This window comes from Brevundimonas sp. KH_025 (genome assembly GCF_057839885.1).
Genome location: NZ_CM174501.1, coordinates 1,796,922 through 1,813,893 on the forward strand (window position 1 = coordinate 1,796,922; position 16,972 = coordinate 1,813,893).

General features: G+C 67.9%; 16 protein-coding genes. 6 read left to right on the plus strand and 10 right to left on the minus strand.

Annotated features, from left to right (window positions below):
• Positions 1–27: 27 nt before the first annotated feature.
• The gene (locus tag AC3IS2_RS08980) at positions 28–1,485 is read right to left on the minus strand and encodes a serine hydrolase domain-containing protein (RefSeq protein WP_489197315.1); all 1,458 of its coding nucleotides are present in this window, start codon (positions 1,483–1,485) and stop codon (positions 28–30) included.
• A gap of 132 nt (positions 1,486–1,617) precedes the next feature.
• Between AC3IS2_RS08980 and queA the strand changes: the two genes are divergently transcribed.
• From queA to tgt, 3 genes are all read left to right on the plus strand, one after another.
• Positions 1,618–2,724, plus strand: a complete 1,107-nt coding sequence (gene queA / locus AC3IS2_RS08985) for a tRNA preQ1(34) S-adenosylmethionine ribosyltransferase-isomerase QueA (RefSeq protein WP_489197316.1) — start codon at positions 1,618–1,620, stop codon at positions 2,722–2,724.
• Positions 2,721–3,188: a nucleotidyltransferase domain-containing protein gene (locus AC3IS2_RS08990; RefSeq protein WP_489197317.1), complete on the plus strand. Its 468-nt coding sequence runs from the start codon at positions 2,721–2,723 to the stop codon at positions 3,186–3,188. Before queA ends, AC3IS2_RS08990 begins: the two co-directional genes overlap by 4 nt.
• A 206-nt stretch (positions 3,189–3,394) precedes the next feature.
• Positions 3,395–4,507 (plus strand): tRNA guanosine(34) transglycosylase Tgt, encoded by a 1,113-nt coding sequence (gene tgt / locus AC3IS2_RS08995; protein WP_489197318.1) that lies wholly within the window; start codon positions 3,395–3,397, stop codon positions 4,505–4,507.
• On the opposite strand, the gene AC3IS2_RS09000 is transcribed toward tgt, so the two are convergent.
• Both AC3IS2_RS09000 and AC3IS2_RS09005 read right to left on the minus strand, forming a co-directional pair.
• Positions 4,504–5,064 (minus strand): hypothetical protein, encoded by a 561-nt coding sequence (locus tag AC3IS2_RS09000; RefSeq protein ID WP_489197319.1) that lies wholly within the window; start codon positions 5,062–5,064, stop codon positions 4,504–4,506. The two genes, tgt and AC3IS2_RS09000, sit on opposite strands and share 4 nt — an antisense overlap.
• Before the next feature lie 36 nt (positions 5,065–5,100).
• Positions 5,101–5,436 (minus strand): hypothetical protein, encoded by a 336-nt coding sequence (locus AC3IS2_RS09005; RefSeq protein WP_489197320.1) that lies wholly within the window; start codon positions 5,434–5,436, stop codon positions 5,101–5,103.
• Between the two features lie 137 nt (positions 5,437–5,573).
• Here AC3IS2_RS09005 and AC3IS2_RS09010 point away from each other — a divergent pair, with 137 nt between their 5' ends.
• The 3 genes from AC3IS2_RS09010 to AC3IS2_RS09020 all read left to right on the plus strand — a co-directional run bounded on the left by AC3IS2_RS09010 (position 5,574) and on the right by AC3IS2_RS09020 (position 11,137).
• On the plus strand, positions 5,574–6,806 hold the full coding sequence (locus AC3IS2_RS09010; RefSeq protein ID WP_489197321.1) for a PLP-dependent cysteine synthase family protein: 1,233 nt from the start codon (positions 5,574–5,576) through the stop codon (positions 6,804–6,806).
• Between the two features lie 139 nt (positions 6,807–6,945).
• Positions 6,946–9,186, plus strand: coding sequence for an adenosylcobalamin-dependent ribonucleoside-diphosphate reductase (locus tag AC3IS2_RS09015; protein WP_489197322.1), 2,241 nt, complete (start codon positions 6,946–6,948; stop codon positions 9,184–9,186).
• Between the two features lie 205 nt (positions 9,187–9,391).
• Positions 9,392–11,137, plus strand: coding sequence for a pyridoxal phosphate-dependent decarboxylase family protein (locus AC3IS2_RS09020; protein WP_489197323.1), 1,746 nt, complete (start codon positions 9,392–9,394; stop codon positions 11,135–11,137).
• A gap of 30 nt (positions 11,138–11,167) precedes the next feature.
• Here the strand turns inward: AC3IS2_RS09020 and AC3IS2_RS09025 are convergent, their stop codons facing one another.
• The 7 genes from AC3IS2_RS09025 to AC3IS2_RS09055 all read right to left on the minus strand — a co-directional run bounded on the left by AC3IS2_RS09025 (position 11,168) and on the right by AC3IS2_RS09055 (position 16,884).
• On the minus strand, positions 11,168–11,446 hold the full coding sequence (locus tag AC3IS2_RS09025) for a chorismate mutase (protein WP_489197324.1): 279 nt from the start codon (positions 11,444–11,446) through the stop codon (positions 11,168–11,170).
• A 12-nt stretch (positions 11,447–11,458) separates the two neighbouring features.
• The gene (ubiV, locus tag AC3IS2_RS09030) at positions 11,459–12,361 is read right to left on the minus strand and encodes a ubiquinone anaerobic biosynthesis protein UbiV (protein ID WP_489197325.1); all 903 of its coding nucleotides are present in this window, start codon (positions 12,359–12,361) and stop codon (positions 11,459–11,461) included.
• Entirely contained in the window at positions 12,358–13,380 is a 1,023-nt protein-coding gene (gene ubiU, locus AC3IS2_RS09035; RefSeq protein WP_489197326.1) for a ubiquinone anaerobic biosynthesis protein UbiU, read from the minus strand. The genes ubiV and ubiU overlap by 4 nt, the downstream gene beginning before the upstream one ends.
• Positions 13,350–13,910 carry a ubiquinone anaerobic biosynthesis accessory factor UbiT gene (ubiT, locus tag AC3IS2_RS09040; RefSeq protein WP_489197327.1) on the minus strand — a complete coding sequence of 187 codons (561 nt, stop codon included), beginning with the start codon at positions 13,908–13,910 and terminating at the stop codon, positions 13,350–13,352. Before ubiT ends, ubiU begins: the two co-directional genes overlap by 31 nt.
• 237 nt (positions 13,911–14,147) lie before the next feature.
• The gene (locus AC3IS2_RS09045) at positions 14,148–14,660 is read right to left on the minus strand and encodes a 6-pyruvoyl trahydropterin synthase family protein (RefSeq protein WP_489197328.1); all 513 of its coding nucleotides are present in this window, start codon (positions 14,658–14,660) and stop codon (positions 14,148–14,150) included.
• A gap of 133 nt (positions 14,661–14,793) precedes the next feature.
• Positions 14,794–16,152, minus strand: a complete 1,359-nt coding sequence (hemN, locus tag AC3IS2_RS09050) for an oxygen-independent coproporphyrinogen III oxidase (RefSeq protein ID WP_489197330.1) — start codon at positions 16,150–16,152, stop codon at positions 14,794–14,796.
• 45 nt (positions 16,153–16,197) lie between these two features.
• Positions 16,198–16,884, minus strand: a complete 687-nt coding sequence (locus AC3IS2_RS09055; RefSeq protein WP_489197332.1) for an alternative oxidase — start codon at positions 16,882–16,884, stop codon at positions 16,198–16,200.
• Positions 16,885–16,972: the final 88 nt, after the last annotated feature.

Sequence of the window (16,972 nt, forward strand, 5' to 3'; positions counted from 1 at the left end):
TCTACTCTCCACTTTAGACGCGGCCTTCTACTCCAATTTCAGGAAGCGCGAGTCCGGCGCGATCAACGCCACCACCTGCCCCTTGTCGTCTCGCTCGAAACGCAGCCGCTCATTGCCGGAGACATCGATATAGACGTCGTCGCCCTGAGGGATCAGTTCGCTGCTGTGTCCGTCGCCCGTGGTTACGGTCAGGCCCTTGCCGTTCGGCATGACGCTGAAGGTCAACTGGAAGCCGCTGAATTCATACCGGCCGGCGGCGTCGCGAAGTTCGTCAGGCTCGACTGCGACCGATCGAACGGCCGCCGTCTTGCGGTCCGGCCAGCCGTATTCGGCGGCCACCGCGCGGGTCAGGCCATCGATCACCGCGCGACCATTCTGGCCGTTTGTCATGACGACCAGCCCCTTGCCGAGCGCCGGGTAGCCGATGGCGACGGCCATAAACCCCTCATTGCCGCCGAAATGATAGAAGCTGAGGCCGTTGCTCTCGCCCTCCAGTCCCACGCCCAGCCCCCAGCCGCCCAGTCCGGGCGTCAGCATGGCGCGGGCCGTCTTCTGATCCAGCAGCCGGTCGGACCGACCAGCCCAGGCGTCGTCGATCGCCATGACCCACCGCGCCAGATCGCTGGGCGTGGTCCACAGACCGGCGGCGGCCATCTCGGGATAGGCATGGAAGCGCCCGACGACGGGACGCCCCTCGGCGTCATGGGCGGTCGCAGCGACCGAGCGCAAAGCCTGCGGCAGCGGCTGTTCAAAAGTGCTGTTCGCCATGCCCGCTGGCGTCAGCAGGCGTGCGCGCATCAGGTCTGGGAACGCCTCGCCCGTCGCGTCGCTCATCTGCAACTGGGCGACCGTGAAGCCTCCGCCGGAGTATCGCCGCGCCGATCCCGGCGCCTGGTCCACGACGACCGCCGCCGTATTGGCCGGGGCCTCGCCGTTCAGCACCTGAACCACGGTCGGCAGGGGCGCGCCCTCGGCGTAGCCGGGGAAGCCGTGCACGGTCAGCCCCGCCGTATGGGTCAGCAGACCGCGCAGCGTCACCGGCGGCCGCCCCGCCTCGCCGGCCGGAACCTTCCAACTGGTCAGCGCGGCGTTCACATCCGCATCCAGCGCCAGAACATCCTGCTCCACCAGATCCAGCGCGGCGGTCGCCGTTACCGCCTTGCTGATCGAGGCGGCCTGAAACCGGGTGTTGGTCGTCACTGCCTGTCCCGAGGCGGCGTCGGCCAGACCATAGGCCTTGGCCCAGACCAGCCGGCCGCCGTCGATCACGGCGATGCTGACGCCCGGCACGGCCTTGGCCTGCATCAGTTCCGTCAAGGTCTGGGCGGGATACTCGCGCCCTTCGACCATGACCGCCGGCGGCATGAATCGCTCGATGCGGGCGATCCGCGCGTCCTCGACGTCCTGCGCCAACGCGCCCGAGGGCAGGATCAGCCCCAGCGCGCCCAAAACCGTCGCCAGATTCGCAAACAAGCGCCTGCCCATGACAGCCCTTCTCCCCTATCCAGAAGCAGCCATTAGTTGTCGGTCGCACCAAGACCCAGTTACTTCGCCGTAAGGCAGGACGGCGCCCCCGCCCTTGACCCACCGGCGCGGGCATGGCCTTTGCCCCACCTCATGCTGACCTCAGAGTTCGACTTCGACCTGCCCGATGACTGCATCGCGCTGCGCCCCGCCGAGCCGCGCGATTCCGCGCGCCTGCTGGTGGTGAAGGACGGCGCGCTGGACGACCGGATCATCCGCGACCTGCCGGACTTCCTGCAGCCCGGCGACGCCCTGGTGTTCAACGACACGCGGGTCATCCCGGCGCGCCTGTCGGGCGTGCGCCAGCGCCCGAACCCCGTGATCGGGGGGCCGGAAGGCGAGACCCTGACCGTCGAGGTCGAGGCCACCCTGCACCACCGCGACGCGCCGGACGTCTGGTCCGCCTTCATGAAGCCGGGCAAGCGGCTGAAGACCGGCGACCGCGTGCGCTTCGGACGCCAGGCTGACGGCGCCTGCGAACTGGGCCGCCTCGACGCAACCGTCGAGGCCAAGGACGAAGACGGCCTGATCACCCTGCGTTTCGACCTGGCTGGACCGGCGCTAGACGACGCCATCCGCGACGTCGGGGTCATGCCCCTGCCCCCCTATATCGCGGCCAAGCGGCCCGAGGACGACCGCGATCTGAAGGACTATCAGACGGTCTTTGCGACCTATGACGGCTCGGTCGCCGCCCCGACGGCGGGTCTGCACTTCACCCCGGCCCTGCTGGACGCGATCCGCGCGCGCGGCGTCACCACCCACGCCGTGACCCTGCACGTCGGGGCCGGCACCTTCCTGCCGGTCAAGGCGGACGACACCGCCGACCACAAGATGCACAGCGAGTGGGGCGAGGTCTCGCCAGAGACCGCCGCCGCCCTGAACGCCGTGCGCGCGGCGGGCGGCCGCATCGTCTGCGTCGGCACCACCTCCTTGCGCCTGCTGGAAAGCGCCACGACCGAGGACGGCGTGGTCCAGTCCTTCCACGGCGACACGGCCATCTTCATCACCCCCGGCTACCGCTTCCGCGCCGCCGACGTGCTGATGACCAACTTCCACCTGCCGAAATCGACCCTGTTCATGCTGGTCAGCGCCTTCGCCGGCATTCAGGCGATGCGCGCCGCCTACGCCCACGCCATCGACAGCGGCTATCGTTTCTATTCCTATGGCGACGGGAGCCTGCTGTTCCGGAGCGACGTATGACCGACGACCTGCCCGACGATTTCGCCGCCTCCCTGGACATCCTCGCCTCGGCGGCGGGCGAGATGCAGGACCCGTGGTGGATCTTCGGCGGCGCGGCCATGGTGCTGGCGGGGCTTCAGGACTGGCGCGCGCCGGACATCGACATCATGGCCAGCCCGCGTGACGCCCGCCGGCTGATCGAGGCCCTGCACGGCCAAGTCGTCGAAGACCCCGGCGAGGGCCTGTTCCGGTCGCAGGTGTTCGGCCAGATCCTGACCACGCCCGTTCCGCTGGACGTCATGGCCGGGATGGACGTGCGGGCGGGCGGCGACTGGGTGCCCGTGACCTTCTCGACCCGCGTGCCGATCGCGCTGGAGGACTTCACCGTCTTCACCCCCTCGATCAACGAGCAGATCGAGACCTGCCGCCTGTTCGGCCGGCCCAAGGACCTGCAGCGCGCCGAAATGCTGGAAAGCCTGCGCTAGACCCGACAGGTTCGTCATCCCGGAAACGGCGAAGCCGTTATCCGGGACCGCTCCATACTGCGACGCTGGCCGCAACGCTTGGCCGGGATGACGACGTCAGGGGTGACAGAGCGCATGGTTCCGTGTTTGAGCAGTCCCCAATTCACACCGCCCTGTCTGCGGCTCTCACTGGGTCCCCGCCTCCGCGGGGATGAGCGGAGTTTTTAGTGCCCTTCCCGTTTGAAATTTCCGCTGTCGAAGGCCGCGCCCGCACCGGCGTGCTGAAGACCCCGCGCGGCGACATCCGCACTCCCGCCTTCATGCCGGTCGGCACCGCCGCCACGGTCAAGGCGATGACGGTGGATCAGGTCAAGCAGACCGGCGCGGACATCATCCTGGGCAACACCTATCACCTGATGCTGCGCCCCGGCCCGGAGCGGATGGAGCGCCTGGGCGGGCTTCACAACTTCATGCGCTGGGACAAGCCGATCCTGACCGACTCGGGCGGCTTCCAGGTCATGAGCCTGTCGGGCATTTCCAAGCTGACCGAGGAGGCCGTGACCTTCTCCAGCCATATCGACGGGTCCAAGCACGTCCTGACGCCTGAACGCTCGATCCAGATTCAGGCCGACCGGCTGGGCTCCGACATCGTCATGCAGTTGGACGAATGCGTCGCCTGGCCCGCCGAGGAGAAGCGCGCCCGCGAGGGCATGGAGCTGTCGGCGCGCTGGGCGCAGCGGTCCAAGAACGCCTTCGGCACGCGCGACACTCAGGCCCTGTTCGGCATCCAGCAGGGCTCGACCTATGAGAACCTGCGCCGGGAATCCTCGGAGCGCCTGCAAGAGATCGGCTTCGACGGCTACGCCTTGGGCGGCCTGGCCGTGGGCGAAGGCCATGAGGCCATGTGCGAGGTTCTGGACTTCGCCCCCGAGTTCCTGCCCAAGGACCGCCCCCGCTATCTGATGGGGGTCGGCAAGCCGATCGACCTGGTCGAGGCGGTGTATCGCGGCGTCGACATGTTCGACTGCGTCCTGCCGACCCGCGCCGGTCGTCACGGCCAAGCCTGGACCTGGGACGGGCCGATCAACATCAAGAACGCCCGCTTCGCCGAGGATCAGGACCCGCTGGACATGGGCGTACCCTGCCCTGCGTCCAACGACTATTCAAAGGCTTACCTGCATCACCTGATCCGCGCCGACGAGATTCTCGGCAAGGTGCTGCTGAGCTGGCACAACATCGCCTTCTTCCAGGCCCTGACGGCGGCCATGCGCGAGGCGATCAGCGAAGGCCGCTTCGAGCAGTTCCGGCGCGACTTCCGCGCCCGGCACCTGAAGGCCTAGGACCGAGCCTGACGGGGGACGAAGCCGGCCGGCGCGGCCGGCGGGGCGCAGTTGCGCTGCATCCCCACCCCTTTCAGGAAGGAGCGGCGGCGCAGCCCTGCCTGAATAGCCGACTGGACGTGCTTGCTGTGCGCATCGGCGCCGGTCAGGCGGCGAACCCAGCTGCGCGCCGGGATGAAGTCGGTCACGGCGCCGCGCACCGCGTCCAGCGTGGCCGAGGCCGCCGCGTCGGCGGCGCGCTCGCTGATGTAGGAGCCGTCCTGCGTGGGCGGCGCGTCCGTATCCGGCCCCAGCGCCTCGTCCAGCCGCGCGATCTCGGCGCCGATGGTGCGGCAGTGGTTCAGATTGCGCAGATCATAGGGATTGGATTCGGCCTGCAGCAGGATCGTCGGGATCTCTTGCCGACGCAGGTTGAAGTCATCCAGCGGCGCCGTGACGGCGTCGCCCAACCCCGCCCCGACCTGTTCCGCCCCGCCGCGCGCCGAGGCTCCGGCGTTGCAGCCGGTCAGGACCAGCGAAACAGAAACGGCGGCGACGGCGAGGGGAAGATGACGCATCCCGCCTTAGACCACGCCGCGTCCCCACGGTGAAGGCTAATGCGGCCCGCGGTTGTTGAACCGTTCGTGGTTGGCCTGACGCGTCTTCTTGCCCTGCCCCTTGTGCGCCTCGGTGCGGATCGGGCGAGTATTGTGGTTGCGGCCCTGCTGCTGGCCCGACATCCCCATGGCCTCGCCCTCGTCCGCGTAGTCGGCGACTTCCCCCGCCGCCGGTGCGGCCAGGGTCGAATCGGCGACGTCGTGGGCGGCATAGGCGCGAGGCTCGGGGTGAACCGCGCGATTCTGCTCGCGCGCCTGATCGTTCGGGGCGATGGGATCGTTCACCGCGTTCTGCGACGTGGCGTTCGAGGAGGTCGTATTCTGATGCGGCATGGCCGATCTCCCTTGGACTTCCTGAACAGAACCAGAGGCGCGAACGGTCGTTCCGTCGCCGCATCGATTTCCGCGCCGCCCGGAACGCGCCTCGGTGATCATCATCGACACCCACATGCCCTCAGGCGATCGAACGGGTGCGACACAGGCTCGCGATATCCCGGCGCCTGAAAGTCAGGCTAGGTTTTGATCTGCAGCTTGTGCAATCAATGACATCGACGATCGGGGCCTTCGGCGGGGCTGGGGCCCGCCCATGTCTCCTCGTCAGGCCCCACCGGCCAAGGGACCCGGATTTCAGCATGACGGCGCAGCGCAGCGACAACAGGCTTTGGCTCAATGAGGCGGTCCGCCGGATCAGAGCGGACGTCACACGATCGTCCGATACCCATCTGCTTCACCTTCCCCTCGCAGCCTATCCGGACATTGATCTCTACCTGAAGGATGAATCGACCCATCCCACGGGGAGCCTGAAGCATAGGCTGGCACGCTCCCTGTTCCTGTACGCCCTCTGCAATGAGTGGATAGGCCCCCAGACCCCGATCATCGAAGCCTCGTCGGGGTCAACCGCCGTATCCGAGGCCTACTTCGCCCGCTTGCTGAACCTCCGGTTTATCGCAGTCGTGCCGCGAACGACGGCGCAACCCAAGCTGGACGCCATCCGCTTCTATGGCGGAGAGGTGCATGTCGTGGACGACGGCGGCATGGTTTACGACGCCGCCCGGCGGCTGGCCTCGGACCTGAACGGCCACTACCTGGACCAGTTCACCAACGCCGAGCGCGCCACCGACTGGCGCGGCAACAACAACATCGCCGAAAGCCTGTTCAGCCAGATGGCGGCCGAGCGGTTTCCGGAACCGACCTGGGTCGTCTGCGGCGCGGGCACGGGCGGCACCTCCGCCACCCTTGGCCGCTTCATCCGATATCAGGGCATGAAGGTCAGCCTCTGCGTCGCCGACCCCGAGCATTCGGTCTTCCATCGCCATCATGCCGATCCCAGCATTCTGCGGAATGAGACGGGAAGCAGTTCATGTATCGAAGGCATAGGCCGCCCACGCGTCGAGCCAAGCTTTCTGCCGAAGCTGATCGACCGGATGGAAACGGTCACCGACGAACAGTCCATTGGCGCCATGCGCTGGGTCAGCGAAAGGCTGGGCCGTCGCGTGGGCGGCTCCACGGGCACCAACATCTGGGCCTGCGCGACCCTGATCGAGGACATGAGCCGGTCCGGCCAGTTGGGTTCGCTCGCCACCATCCTGTGCGACGGAGGCGAGCGATATGTGGACACCTACTTCGACGACGCCTGGCTGAAGGAACGCGGGATCGACTGGAAGCCCGCCTACGACGCGCTCTGCGCGCGTCTGGATCGCTGACCGCGCCCAGATCCGGCCAGCCCCTCCGCTCTGGGGCACTTGCCAAATATCAAGGCCGGAGTCCGTCGCCCATTTGCTCGCGCGCAGACCGGCGCGCCCGGGAATCGGCCAGCCTGGTTTCTCCCCCAAGGAGGACCGCATGGCGTTCGACAATCCCCTGGCCGCCGAAATCTGGCGTGGCAAATACTGCTTCAGTCCGCCCGACGGCGGTGGCGACGAATCCGTCGAACAGACCTGGGCGCGGGTCGCGGCGGCCATAGCGGCGGCGGAGGCGCCCAAGGCCCGGAACCGCTGGCGCGACACGTTCGCCGATGCCTTGGCGGACTTCCAGTTCCTGCCGGCAGGACGGATTCTGGCGGGCGCCGGCACCGGCCGGGCCGTCACGCTGTTCAACTGCTTCGTCATGGGCACGGTGCCTGACGACCTGCCCGGCATCTTCGAGGCGCTGCGCGAAGCCGCCGTCACCATGCAGCAGGGCGGCGGCGTGGGGATGGACTTTTCCACCATCCGCCCGTCCGGGGCGGCGGTGAAGGGCGTGGGCGCCGACGCCTCGGGACCGCTCAGCTTCATGGATGTGTGGAACGCCATGTGCCGCACCATCCTGTCGGCAGGCCAGAGGCGCGGCGCCATGATGGGCTGCCTCAGGATCGACCATCCCGACATCGAAGCCTATATCGACGCCAAACGCGATCCGACCCGGCTGAGAAATTTCAACGTCTCCGTCCTGGTGCCCGACGCCTTCATGCAGGCGCTGGAAGCCGACGCCGACTGGCCCCTGGTCTTCGGCGGCGAGACCTTCCGCACGGTGCGCGCCCGCGACCTGTGGGAAAGGCTGATGCGGGCCACCTATGACGTGGCCGAACCCGGCGTGATCTTTATCGACCAGGTCAATGACCGGAACAATCTGGCCCGTTGCGAGACCATCTCGGCCAGCAACCCCTGCGGAGAGCAGATGCTGCCCCCCTATGGCGCCTGCCTGCTGGGCTCCATCAACCTGGCGCGGCTCGTGCCCAGGCCGTTCGCCGCCGACGCCGAACTGGACGAGGCCCGCCTGGCGGAGCTGACCCGGACCGCCGTCCGCTTCCTCGACAACGTCATCGACGTATCCCGCTATCCGCTAGAAGCCCAGGCGGCCGAGGCCCGGGCCAAGCGCCGCATCGGTCTGGGCGTGACGGGTCTGGCCGACGCCCTGGTGTTCTGCGGCGCACGCTACGGCGAGGCGGAAGCCGAGGTCCTGACGCGCAAGTGGATGGGCGTCATCAAGCGCGAGGCCTATCGCGCCTCGGCCGAACTCGCCGCCGAGAAAGGCGTCTTCCCGCTTTACGATCCCGCAATCCTCGACACGCCGAACCTCAAGGATCTGGATGACGAGACCCGCGCCCTGATCGCGCGACACGGCCTGAGAAACGGCTGCCTGACCTCGGTCGCCCCGACAGGAACGACCTCCCTCCTTGCCGGCAACGTGTCCTCGGGCGTCGAGCCGGTGTTCGCCTTCGCCTATACTCGCAAGGTGCTGCAACCCGATGGAACGCGGCGCGAGGAAGCCGTCGAGGACTACGCCCTGACGGTCTGGAAACGTCTGCACGGCGACGCGCCGCCGCCCGAAGAGGTCTTCGTCACGGCCCAGACCCTGACCCCGGCCCATCACCTGCGGATGCAGGCGGTCGCGCAGGAGTTGATCGACAGCTCCATCTCCAAGACCGTGAACTGCCCCGAGGACATCGCCTTCGAAACCTTCTCGGACGTCTATGTCCAGGGGTGGCGGATGGGCTGCAAGGGACTGACCACCTATCGGCCCAACGCCGTGACCGGCTCGGTGCTGTCGGTCGAGCCGCCGGTCGCCGCGCCCCAGCCGCCTCAGGCCCCGCTGCCGACGCCGACCCTCGCATCGCGGCCCGAGGCGCTGGACGGCCAGACCTACAAGATCAACTGGCCGGACAGTCCGCACGCCGTCTATGTCACGCTCAATGACGTCGAGGGCCCTGACGGCCTCCAGCCCTTCGAAATCTTCATCAACTCCAAGAACATGGAGCACTACGCCTGGACCCTGGGCCTGACCCGCATGATCTCGGCGGTGTTCCGGCGCGGCGGCGACGTGCGCTTCGTCGCCGAGGAGCTGAGGGCGGTGTTCGATCCTCGCGGCGGGAGCTGGCTGAACGGACGTTACGTGCCGTCGCTTCTGGCCGCCATCGGCGGCGTCATCGAGCGTCATCTGGGCCGCCACGGCGACGCGACGGTCGAGCCAGCGACGGAAGAGAGGCCTGTCGCACCCGATGTCGCGCGCGTCGGTCCCAGTTGCCCGCGCTGTGCGGCTCCGGGTCTGGTCCGCAAGGAGGGCTGCGACACCTGCTTCGAGTGCGGCTACTCGAAGTGCGGATAAGGCGTCCCGGCTTTTTAGCCCTGCCGGAGGCGTCCGCGGACGTCTCCGGCATCCGTTTCGATCCAGCCACGCGCATTTTGTCCCGGCGCAAGGCGGATCGGCCGAAACGGGACGACAAGACAACCTGAAACCGACGCCAGGACAGCCGCCGCCCCTCCCAGAGCGCCCACTCCCCTTCATGCCCCGTCACCCGCAGAGCATCGCCATGCCCCGTTCCGCCTCTTCCACGACCAATCTGGCCGCCGGCTATTTTCCGGGGCCGCACGGCGAGAACGCGGAATGGATGCGCGAGGCCCTGAACCATGTGCTTGATCACTGGTTCGACTGGCGACGCGGGCTCTTTCCGCATGACGTCGCCCCGACGCCGGCGCCGCCCCGCGCGGGGGATCGCGAGGCCCTGACCGCTCAACTCGACATTCTCTGCCGTTCGCTCACGGGCGAAACCCCGACCTGCACGCCGCGCTACATCGCCCATATGAAGTCCGACATTTCCACCCCGGCCCTGCTGGGGTGGATGGCGGCCATGCTGCACAATCCGAACAACACCTCGCGCGAGGCCAGCCGCGTGGGAACCCGGCTGGAGACGGAGGCGATCGCCATGCTGGCCTCGATGCTGGGCTATGATCCGGCCGCGGCGCAGGGGCATTTCACCTCGGGCGGCACCGTAGCCAATATGGAGGCCGTCTGGCGCGCCCGCTATCGCATGGATCATTGGCTCAGCCTGGCCCTGTGCCTGTCGGAGACGGAAGGACGGCCGCTGGACGTCTTCGCCGACGCCCACATGGGCTGGGATCAGTTCCGCGCCTTGTGGCGCTCCCACGGCCTGAACGACGACCTGGTGCGCCGTTGCAGCGCCGCCGCCGGCAATCCCATGGATGTATGGCGCCGCATAGACCGAGCCTCCGCCCGTCCGTGGCGCGGACCGGTCCTGCTGGCCCCGGCCACGGCGCACTATTCATGGCGCAAGGCCGCCAATATCTTCGGCCTGGGCGAGGACTCCCTGTGGAGCGTCGCCCTGGACGGCGACGGACGGCTGGATTTGGACGATCTGGACCGCCTGATCGGGCGCGCCCGTGATGAGGCCCGCCCCATCCTCATGACAGTCGCCGTCGCGGGCGCCACCGAAACCGGCCAGATCGACCCCCTGGATCTGCTTCAAGCGCGGCTAGCGCGCCTGAAGCAGGACGAGGGCGTCCACGTCTGGAACCATGTGGACGCAGCCTACGGCGGCTTCTTTCGGGCGGCCGGGCCGGTTTTCGACACCCGCACGACGGCGGCGCTTCGCGCCATGGGCGCCGCGGATTCCCTGACCATCGATCCGCACAAGCTGGGCTACACGCCTTATGCCTGTGGGGCCTTTCTCACCCGCGACGCGACCAGCTACGCCGTATCAGCCTTCGACGCCCCCTATCTGGATCGCCCCGAACTCGGCGAGGGCAAGTGGTCGTCAACGCTGGAGGGTTCGCGTTCGGCTGCGGGCGCCGCGGCCGTCTGGTTGACCGGACGGACCCTGGGGTTTGATGCTGATGGTTTGGGCGACATCCTGGCTGAGACGGTTCGGGCGCGGCGCCAATTCCAGGCGACGGTGGTCGACCTTGTCGCCGAGGCCCGCTTTCTCGAACCCATGGACAGCAACATCGCCTGCTTTTCCATCGCCGCCCGAGGCGAGCCTCTATCCGTGGTCAATCAGCGCACCGAAGCTCTGTTCGCCGCCATCCACCATGCGCCCGAGTTCTCGGTGTCAAAAACAACGCTCGGCGCAGCCAGCGCGGCGGTCGTCGAGCGCCATGTCGCTCGCTGGCGCGGGACGGCGGACACTTCCAGCCTGACCTTGATCCGGTGCGTCTTCACCAATCCCTACTGGAGCGATCCGGACGTGCGCACCGCCCTCTTCCTGGAGTTCGCCGCCCTGGTGAACAACCATATCACGAAGACGACCGTCCCGGCGTGACCCTCCGCGCCCCGCGCGCCGGGCCGTTGATCAGCGCGAACGAAGGCGGTCTTCCTGTCGCCGGGCGCTGGCCTCCATCAGCTGACGCCACAGCGTCTCGGCCAGGTCCGGAGACAGCTCGAACGCAGCCGCCTCGCGTCGCACCCCGGCCACCACGGCCGCGATGCGACGATCGTCGCGAACCGCGTCCGGCGCCTTGAAGTCCGCCATTGCATCCGTCAGGGCCTGGCGGGCCGCAAGCAGGCGGATCAATCGGCGGTCCAGATCGTCGATCCTGGCTCGCAGCAGGCTCCGGTCATGCCCCTTCATCTCGGTCTCGTCTCAGGCCGCCGACATCGGCGCCGCGCCCGCCTGACCGTGCAGATAGCCGCTGACGAATGGCGCCGGGAGATCGTCCGACCGCACCCGCTCGGCCAGTTCGGCCGGCTTCAGCAGCCCGTCGGCATAGGCGCGGAAAGCCCGCGCCACCGCCGTCATGTCCCCGGAATGAGGCGACAGACGCAACCCCGTCACCCCTGCTGCGTGCAGGTCCGCTGCCGGAACATCGACCAGTTGCACCCCGTGCGACAGGGTCTGGACCCCGTTCACCGCCAGAAAGGGCTGGCCCTCCAGGGTCCGCAGCGCCATGCCGTCGGGGTCCTGATCGCAGACGAACTGGCAGGCGTCCTTGTGCAGGCCGTGACTGCGCGCATGATAGCAGCGTCCCGAAAGCGCCAGCGGCAGGCGGCCGAAGGCGAAAAGCTCAATCTCCACCCGGGGATGGAACCGGGCGATCTTGCCGATCGCCTCCAGCGACAGCTCGACATTGGGACAGAGGCGGACGCATCCCCTCCGAACCAACTCCTCGACCGCGCCTTCGTTGTAGGCGTTCAGCAGGGGTCCCGCGACGAACGGCCCTTCGCGGCCCAGCAGGGCCGAAACATCGTTGATCTCGATCAGGTCGGGAAGGTCCGACAGGGCTGCGATCGCCTTGCGGTCCCGCACCATCGCCGGCAGGGCCAGGCCGGACCAGATCACCGTCTTTCCGGCCTCCAGAAGCCGCTCCGCCGAAGCGACGAGGGCGTGCTGGATCAGCGGCGCGCGCTTTCCGCACACGACTTCGCCGAGATAGATCTGATCAATCGCCGGCTCGTCCGCCACCGCCGCATAAAAGGCCTCGATCCGGTCCGGCGACCAGTGGAACAGCAGGGGGCCAAGGTTGATCTGCATCGGCTCTTTCTTCATCGCCAGGTCTTCTTGTAGGCGCCGGACGTCTCGCGCCCGCCCTCGGCCAGATCGGTCAGGAGGTGTTCGAAGGCCTGCGGATCGCGGCCGGCGTCCAGGGCGTCGATCGCCTGGCGGAACGCCCCGGCGACACGCGCGACATAGGCCTTGCCGCGCTGGCGCCCCTCGATCTTGACCGCCGTCACCCCCGCCGCCCTCAACCCGGACAGCAGCCCCATGGCGTTCAGGCTGACCGGGTCTTCGAACAGATAGGACAGGACGCCACGCGCCTCGAACCGCCCCTTGCACAGGGTGGGATAGCCCGCCTTTTCGCCGAGTTCGTAACGGTCCAGCGCATAGCCCGCCAGACGCGAAACCAAGGTCTCGTCCTCCTCGGTATAGGCAACCGCCTCGGGCGGCGAGCAGACCCCGCACAGGTTCGGCGACCGCTTCGCCGCATAGGAGGACAGGGCGCAGCGCCCCTCCGCCATGACGCACAGCCCGCCGAAGACGAAGGCCTCGGTTTCGGTCTCGATCTCGCGCCTCATGGCCGCGATCTCCTGCACGCTCAGGACGCGGGGCAGGACCACGCGGCGGACATTATAGGTTTCGGCGTAGAAGCGGATCGCGTCGGGCGAGCCGGCCGCCGCCTGCACGGAAAGATGCAGCCTCAGATCCGGCCATCGCTCGCGGGCATAGGCCAGCAGGCCCAGGTCGGCCACGATCACCGCGTCGGCTCCCGACGTGGCTGCGGCGTCGACGGAGGCGCGCCAGCGCGCGCTTTCACCCGGCCGGGCGAAGGTGTTGACCGCGACCAGGACCCGCCGCCCCCGCTCGTGCGCCCAGGCCGACGCCTCGGTCAGTTCCTGGGGCGAAAAGTTCAGACCGGGAAAGTTCCGGGCGTTGGTGTCGTCCCGCAAGCCGCAATAGACGCTGTCGGCGCCCGCCTCGATCGCGGCCTTGAGCATCGCCGGCGAGCCCGCCGGACAGACCAGTTCGATCGACCCCATCAGGCCCGCGCCTCCGAACGTTTCATCCATCTCAATCCTCGCCGCGCCCAGGCGTCGGTCAGCCGACGCAACGGCGGGGGGGCGCCCAGCAGGTCGGACGGCGCCAGCTCCGCCGCTTCCAGCGTATTGTGCAGACCGACCACCGTCTGCGTGTCGCCCGTCACCACCAGACGCCGCGAGAAGAAGGCGGCGTCGGCGTCCGAGGAACCGTCCAGCACCTCCAGCAGCAGGGCCAGAGGTCCGGTAATACGCGCCGCGCCGGGTCGCGCGTCCCGGCGTCCGACCACCTCGACCGGACGACGCTCAGCCATCGGCGACAGGCGAAACGCCACCGGCAGATCGGTCGGCGCGATCACGATGGTGGCCGCGCCGATGTCGCTCAGGCGCTCGAACAGGTCAGGCCGCCGACGACGAAGATCGCGCAGGGCCAGATCCAGCACCAACTCCGGCGCGGCGCGCAGCGCCAGGAGGACGGCCTCGTGCGCGGCGCTGTCGGCCAGGCCCGTCGAGATGCGCTTCCCGCCCTTCTTCCTGGTCAGCCTTGCGGGGACGCCGATCATGCGGGACGCCCCAGCGTGGGTCGGATCAAGGGCGGCTGCCCCTCTGAAAGGCGATACATCGACATGGCGCGAACCCTACCCCTTCCTCCAACCGCCCAGCTTGCCGCCCCTCAAAAGGAAGCCGCGCGCCGCTCTTGACGCGGGTCAAGGCGTCCGCCGTGAGCGCCCACGAAAAAGGGCGCGGTCCCGCAAGGTTGGACCACGCCCCTGAAGGCGATGACCTGCAACGGCGCCTGTTCAGGGCATGGCGCGCAGCACCGCGCGCATGACCTCGTCGACCGTCTGTCGCATCCGAGCCTCGGGATGTTCATAGATCGCGCTGTTGGCGCCGTGCTCGAAACACTCCACCGAATGCAGTCGGCATCGGCCCCGGCTGGCGTCGTGAACCATCGTCTGGGCGGCCTCGAAGACGTGCTCGGCCAGTTTTTCGCAACTGGTCCCCGGCACGATGCGCATGTCCGCCAGGCCCCCCTCGGCGAGTTTCTCGAAGATCCCCCGGGCGGGGTCCTCGGCGGCCACCAGCAGGGTGTGATCGAAGGTCTCGTGCAACCAATCCCGGATCGGGCCGAAGCCGCCCGTGCCGAAATCGACGACCCAGTCCCGCTGATCCAGGGTTTCGGCGGCGAAGGTGAACCGGAACCCCAGCGAATAGCCGTGCAGCAGTTGACAGTCCGTCCGCGCGTTCCACTGACGATAGGTGCAGGACAACCCCCGCTCGGCGCCATAGGTCTTGGTCGAATAGAACGGCATGACGCCTCGCTGCCTGACTGAATGAGGGACCATCTTAACGCGAGGCCAGCGCCCCGATCTGGTTTGACGTCAAGTTCGTCGACGCAATCGATCAATCCTCGACTTGAGGATTCTTAAGCCGCGACGCGCCTCGTCAGACCGCCCGCGCGTGACGCCCTTCAGAGGGCGCCTGGTGCTGATCAAAAGCGGCGGCGACCACGCGCACCAGACGACGCGCCGGCTCGGGCGTCCGCACCCGACGCCCGGCGACTTCGCACAGGCCGCCCTCGACCAGGGGCGAGAGCGCCTCAAGACAGGCGTCCAGATGATCTTCCGCACGGCCGTGACGGCGGCAGACCTCCGCGACATCAACCTCGAGGTTCGTCATGAGCGCTTCGATCACGGCGCCGCGCACGCGATCCTCATCCGTCAGCGGCAGGCGACGTGCAATCGGCAGGCGCCCCTCTCCCACCGCCTCGCGCCAAGTTCGCGTATCGGCGGCGTTCTGGACGAACCCGGCCGGCCAATGGCCGATGGCGGACGGGCCGAAGGGAATCAGCACCGGCGCCGGATCGTCGGTATAACCTTGGAAGTTGCGCCGCAGCCGGCCCTGGTCCAGGGCACGGGACAGGGCGTCCTCCGGGCGCGCATAGTGATCCAGACCGATCGCCCGGTAGCCCGCCTGCGTGAGAACCTCGTCCGCGGCTTCGGCCTGCATCCAGCGTCCTTGCGTGTCCGCCAGTTCGCCTTCGTCGATCAGCTTCTGATGCTTCTTCATCCACGGCACATGGGCGTAGCCGAAGACCGCCAGCCGGTCCGGGTCCAAGCAGGCCGCCAGACGGGCCGTTTCCGCCACATTCCCCGGCGTTTGGGCCGGCAGACCATACATGAGGTCGAAATTGATCCCCCTGATCCCCGCCGCACGCAAGCGTTCGACCGCTTCGGCCACCTGGGCGAAGGGCTGGGGCCGGTTGACCCTGGCCTGGACCTCGGGATCGAAGGTCTGCACGCCCAGACTGACCCGCGTCACCCCCGCCTCGGCCAGGCCGTCGATGAAGGCCGGGTTCAACAGCGCCGGATCCAGCTCGACCGCGATCTCGGCGTCGGCGGCGAAGGTGAAGACGGCGCGCAAGGCGCGAACCACGGCGACGAAGTCCCCGGGCGTCAGGGCGTTCGGGCTGCCTCCGCCGAAATGCAGGTGACGCACCACGCCCCGCCATCTTGCGGCGCGCTCAGCCCAAAGGGCGATTTCGCGCAGCAGGACGGCGTGAAAGGCGCCGATCCGATCATAGGAAGAAACAATGCTGGTGTTGCAGCCGCAGTACCAGCACAGGCGCTCGCAGAAGGGCACGTGGACATAGAGAGAGAGCGCCTGATCGCCTTCCACCTTCAGCCAGGACTCGACCTCCCCCGCCGTCGCGGGCTGAAAGGCGACCGCCGTCGGATAGCTGGTGTAACGGGGAAGCGATCGAGCCGCGCGAGCGGCCCAGGATGCAGGAAGCAGGGTCATCATGAAACGGGGGTGCGAGGCGGAGCGGACCAGCCGCGCCGCTTCGGGCTAGGAGACAGTCCAGTGGGGCTTCAGTTCCTTGTGCGCGGGGCCGGGCCTGATGGCGGCGGCCGGCGCACCCGCCAGTTCGTCGGCGAATCCATGGTTGACGTCGCGGTGATGGGCCTCGTCCGCACGGACGACCAGAACCACGTCCCTCAGGGTCGCGTCCTCCGGCAGGTTCCAGTAGTCGCGGGCGATCCTGGGCGCCGGAACATTGGCGCTGCGGCCTTCGTCGATTTCCGCGAGATAGTGGGTGTAGCTGACCACCGCCTCCTCTTCGAAATAGCCCACTACGCGGTGAGCCGTGCGCGGCGACACGACATAGAGGCCGAAGAAGAACATGTAGAACAACCACTGCGCCGCAATGACGATGAAGCGTTCGAACAGGGTCGGCTTGCACACCTCGATGAAGGTCATCAGGTGCATCCGTTCGTTCTCGGCCTCATCCATCAGGGTGCGGATCCAGCCTCGGTCGTCGCTCATGCGCCGCAGCGCCTTCAGGTGGGTCAGGGTGGCGCCCACCATGCCCGGCACGGCCGCGACGGTTTCCAGGACCACGGCCCGGTGGCCGTAGCGCTTGGCGAAGAAGGTGTCGGCGCAGAAGCGCAACGCCTTGACGAAGCCCCAGGCGACCCGGTCCGAGAGGGATCGCGGATCATGGTGAAAAGTGAGATTCTCGTTCAGAGGAAACATTATCGCCTCGCGATCGGGGAACCCTCTTTCCCCATGAGCCGGACCATATCGACCGTGTTCCGGCGCCGACATTCGGGTCTTGCCCCTA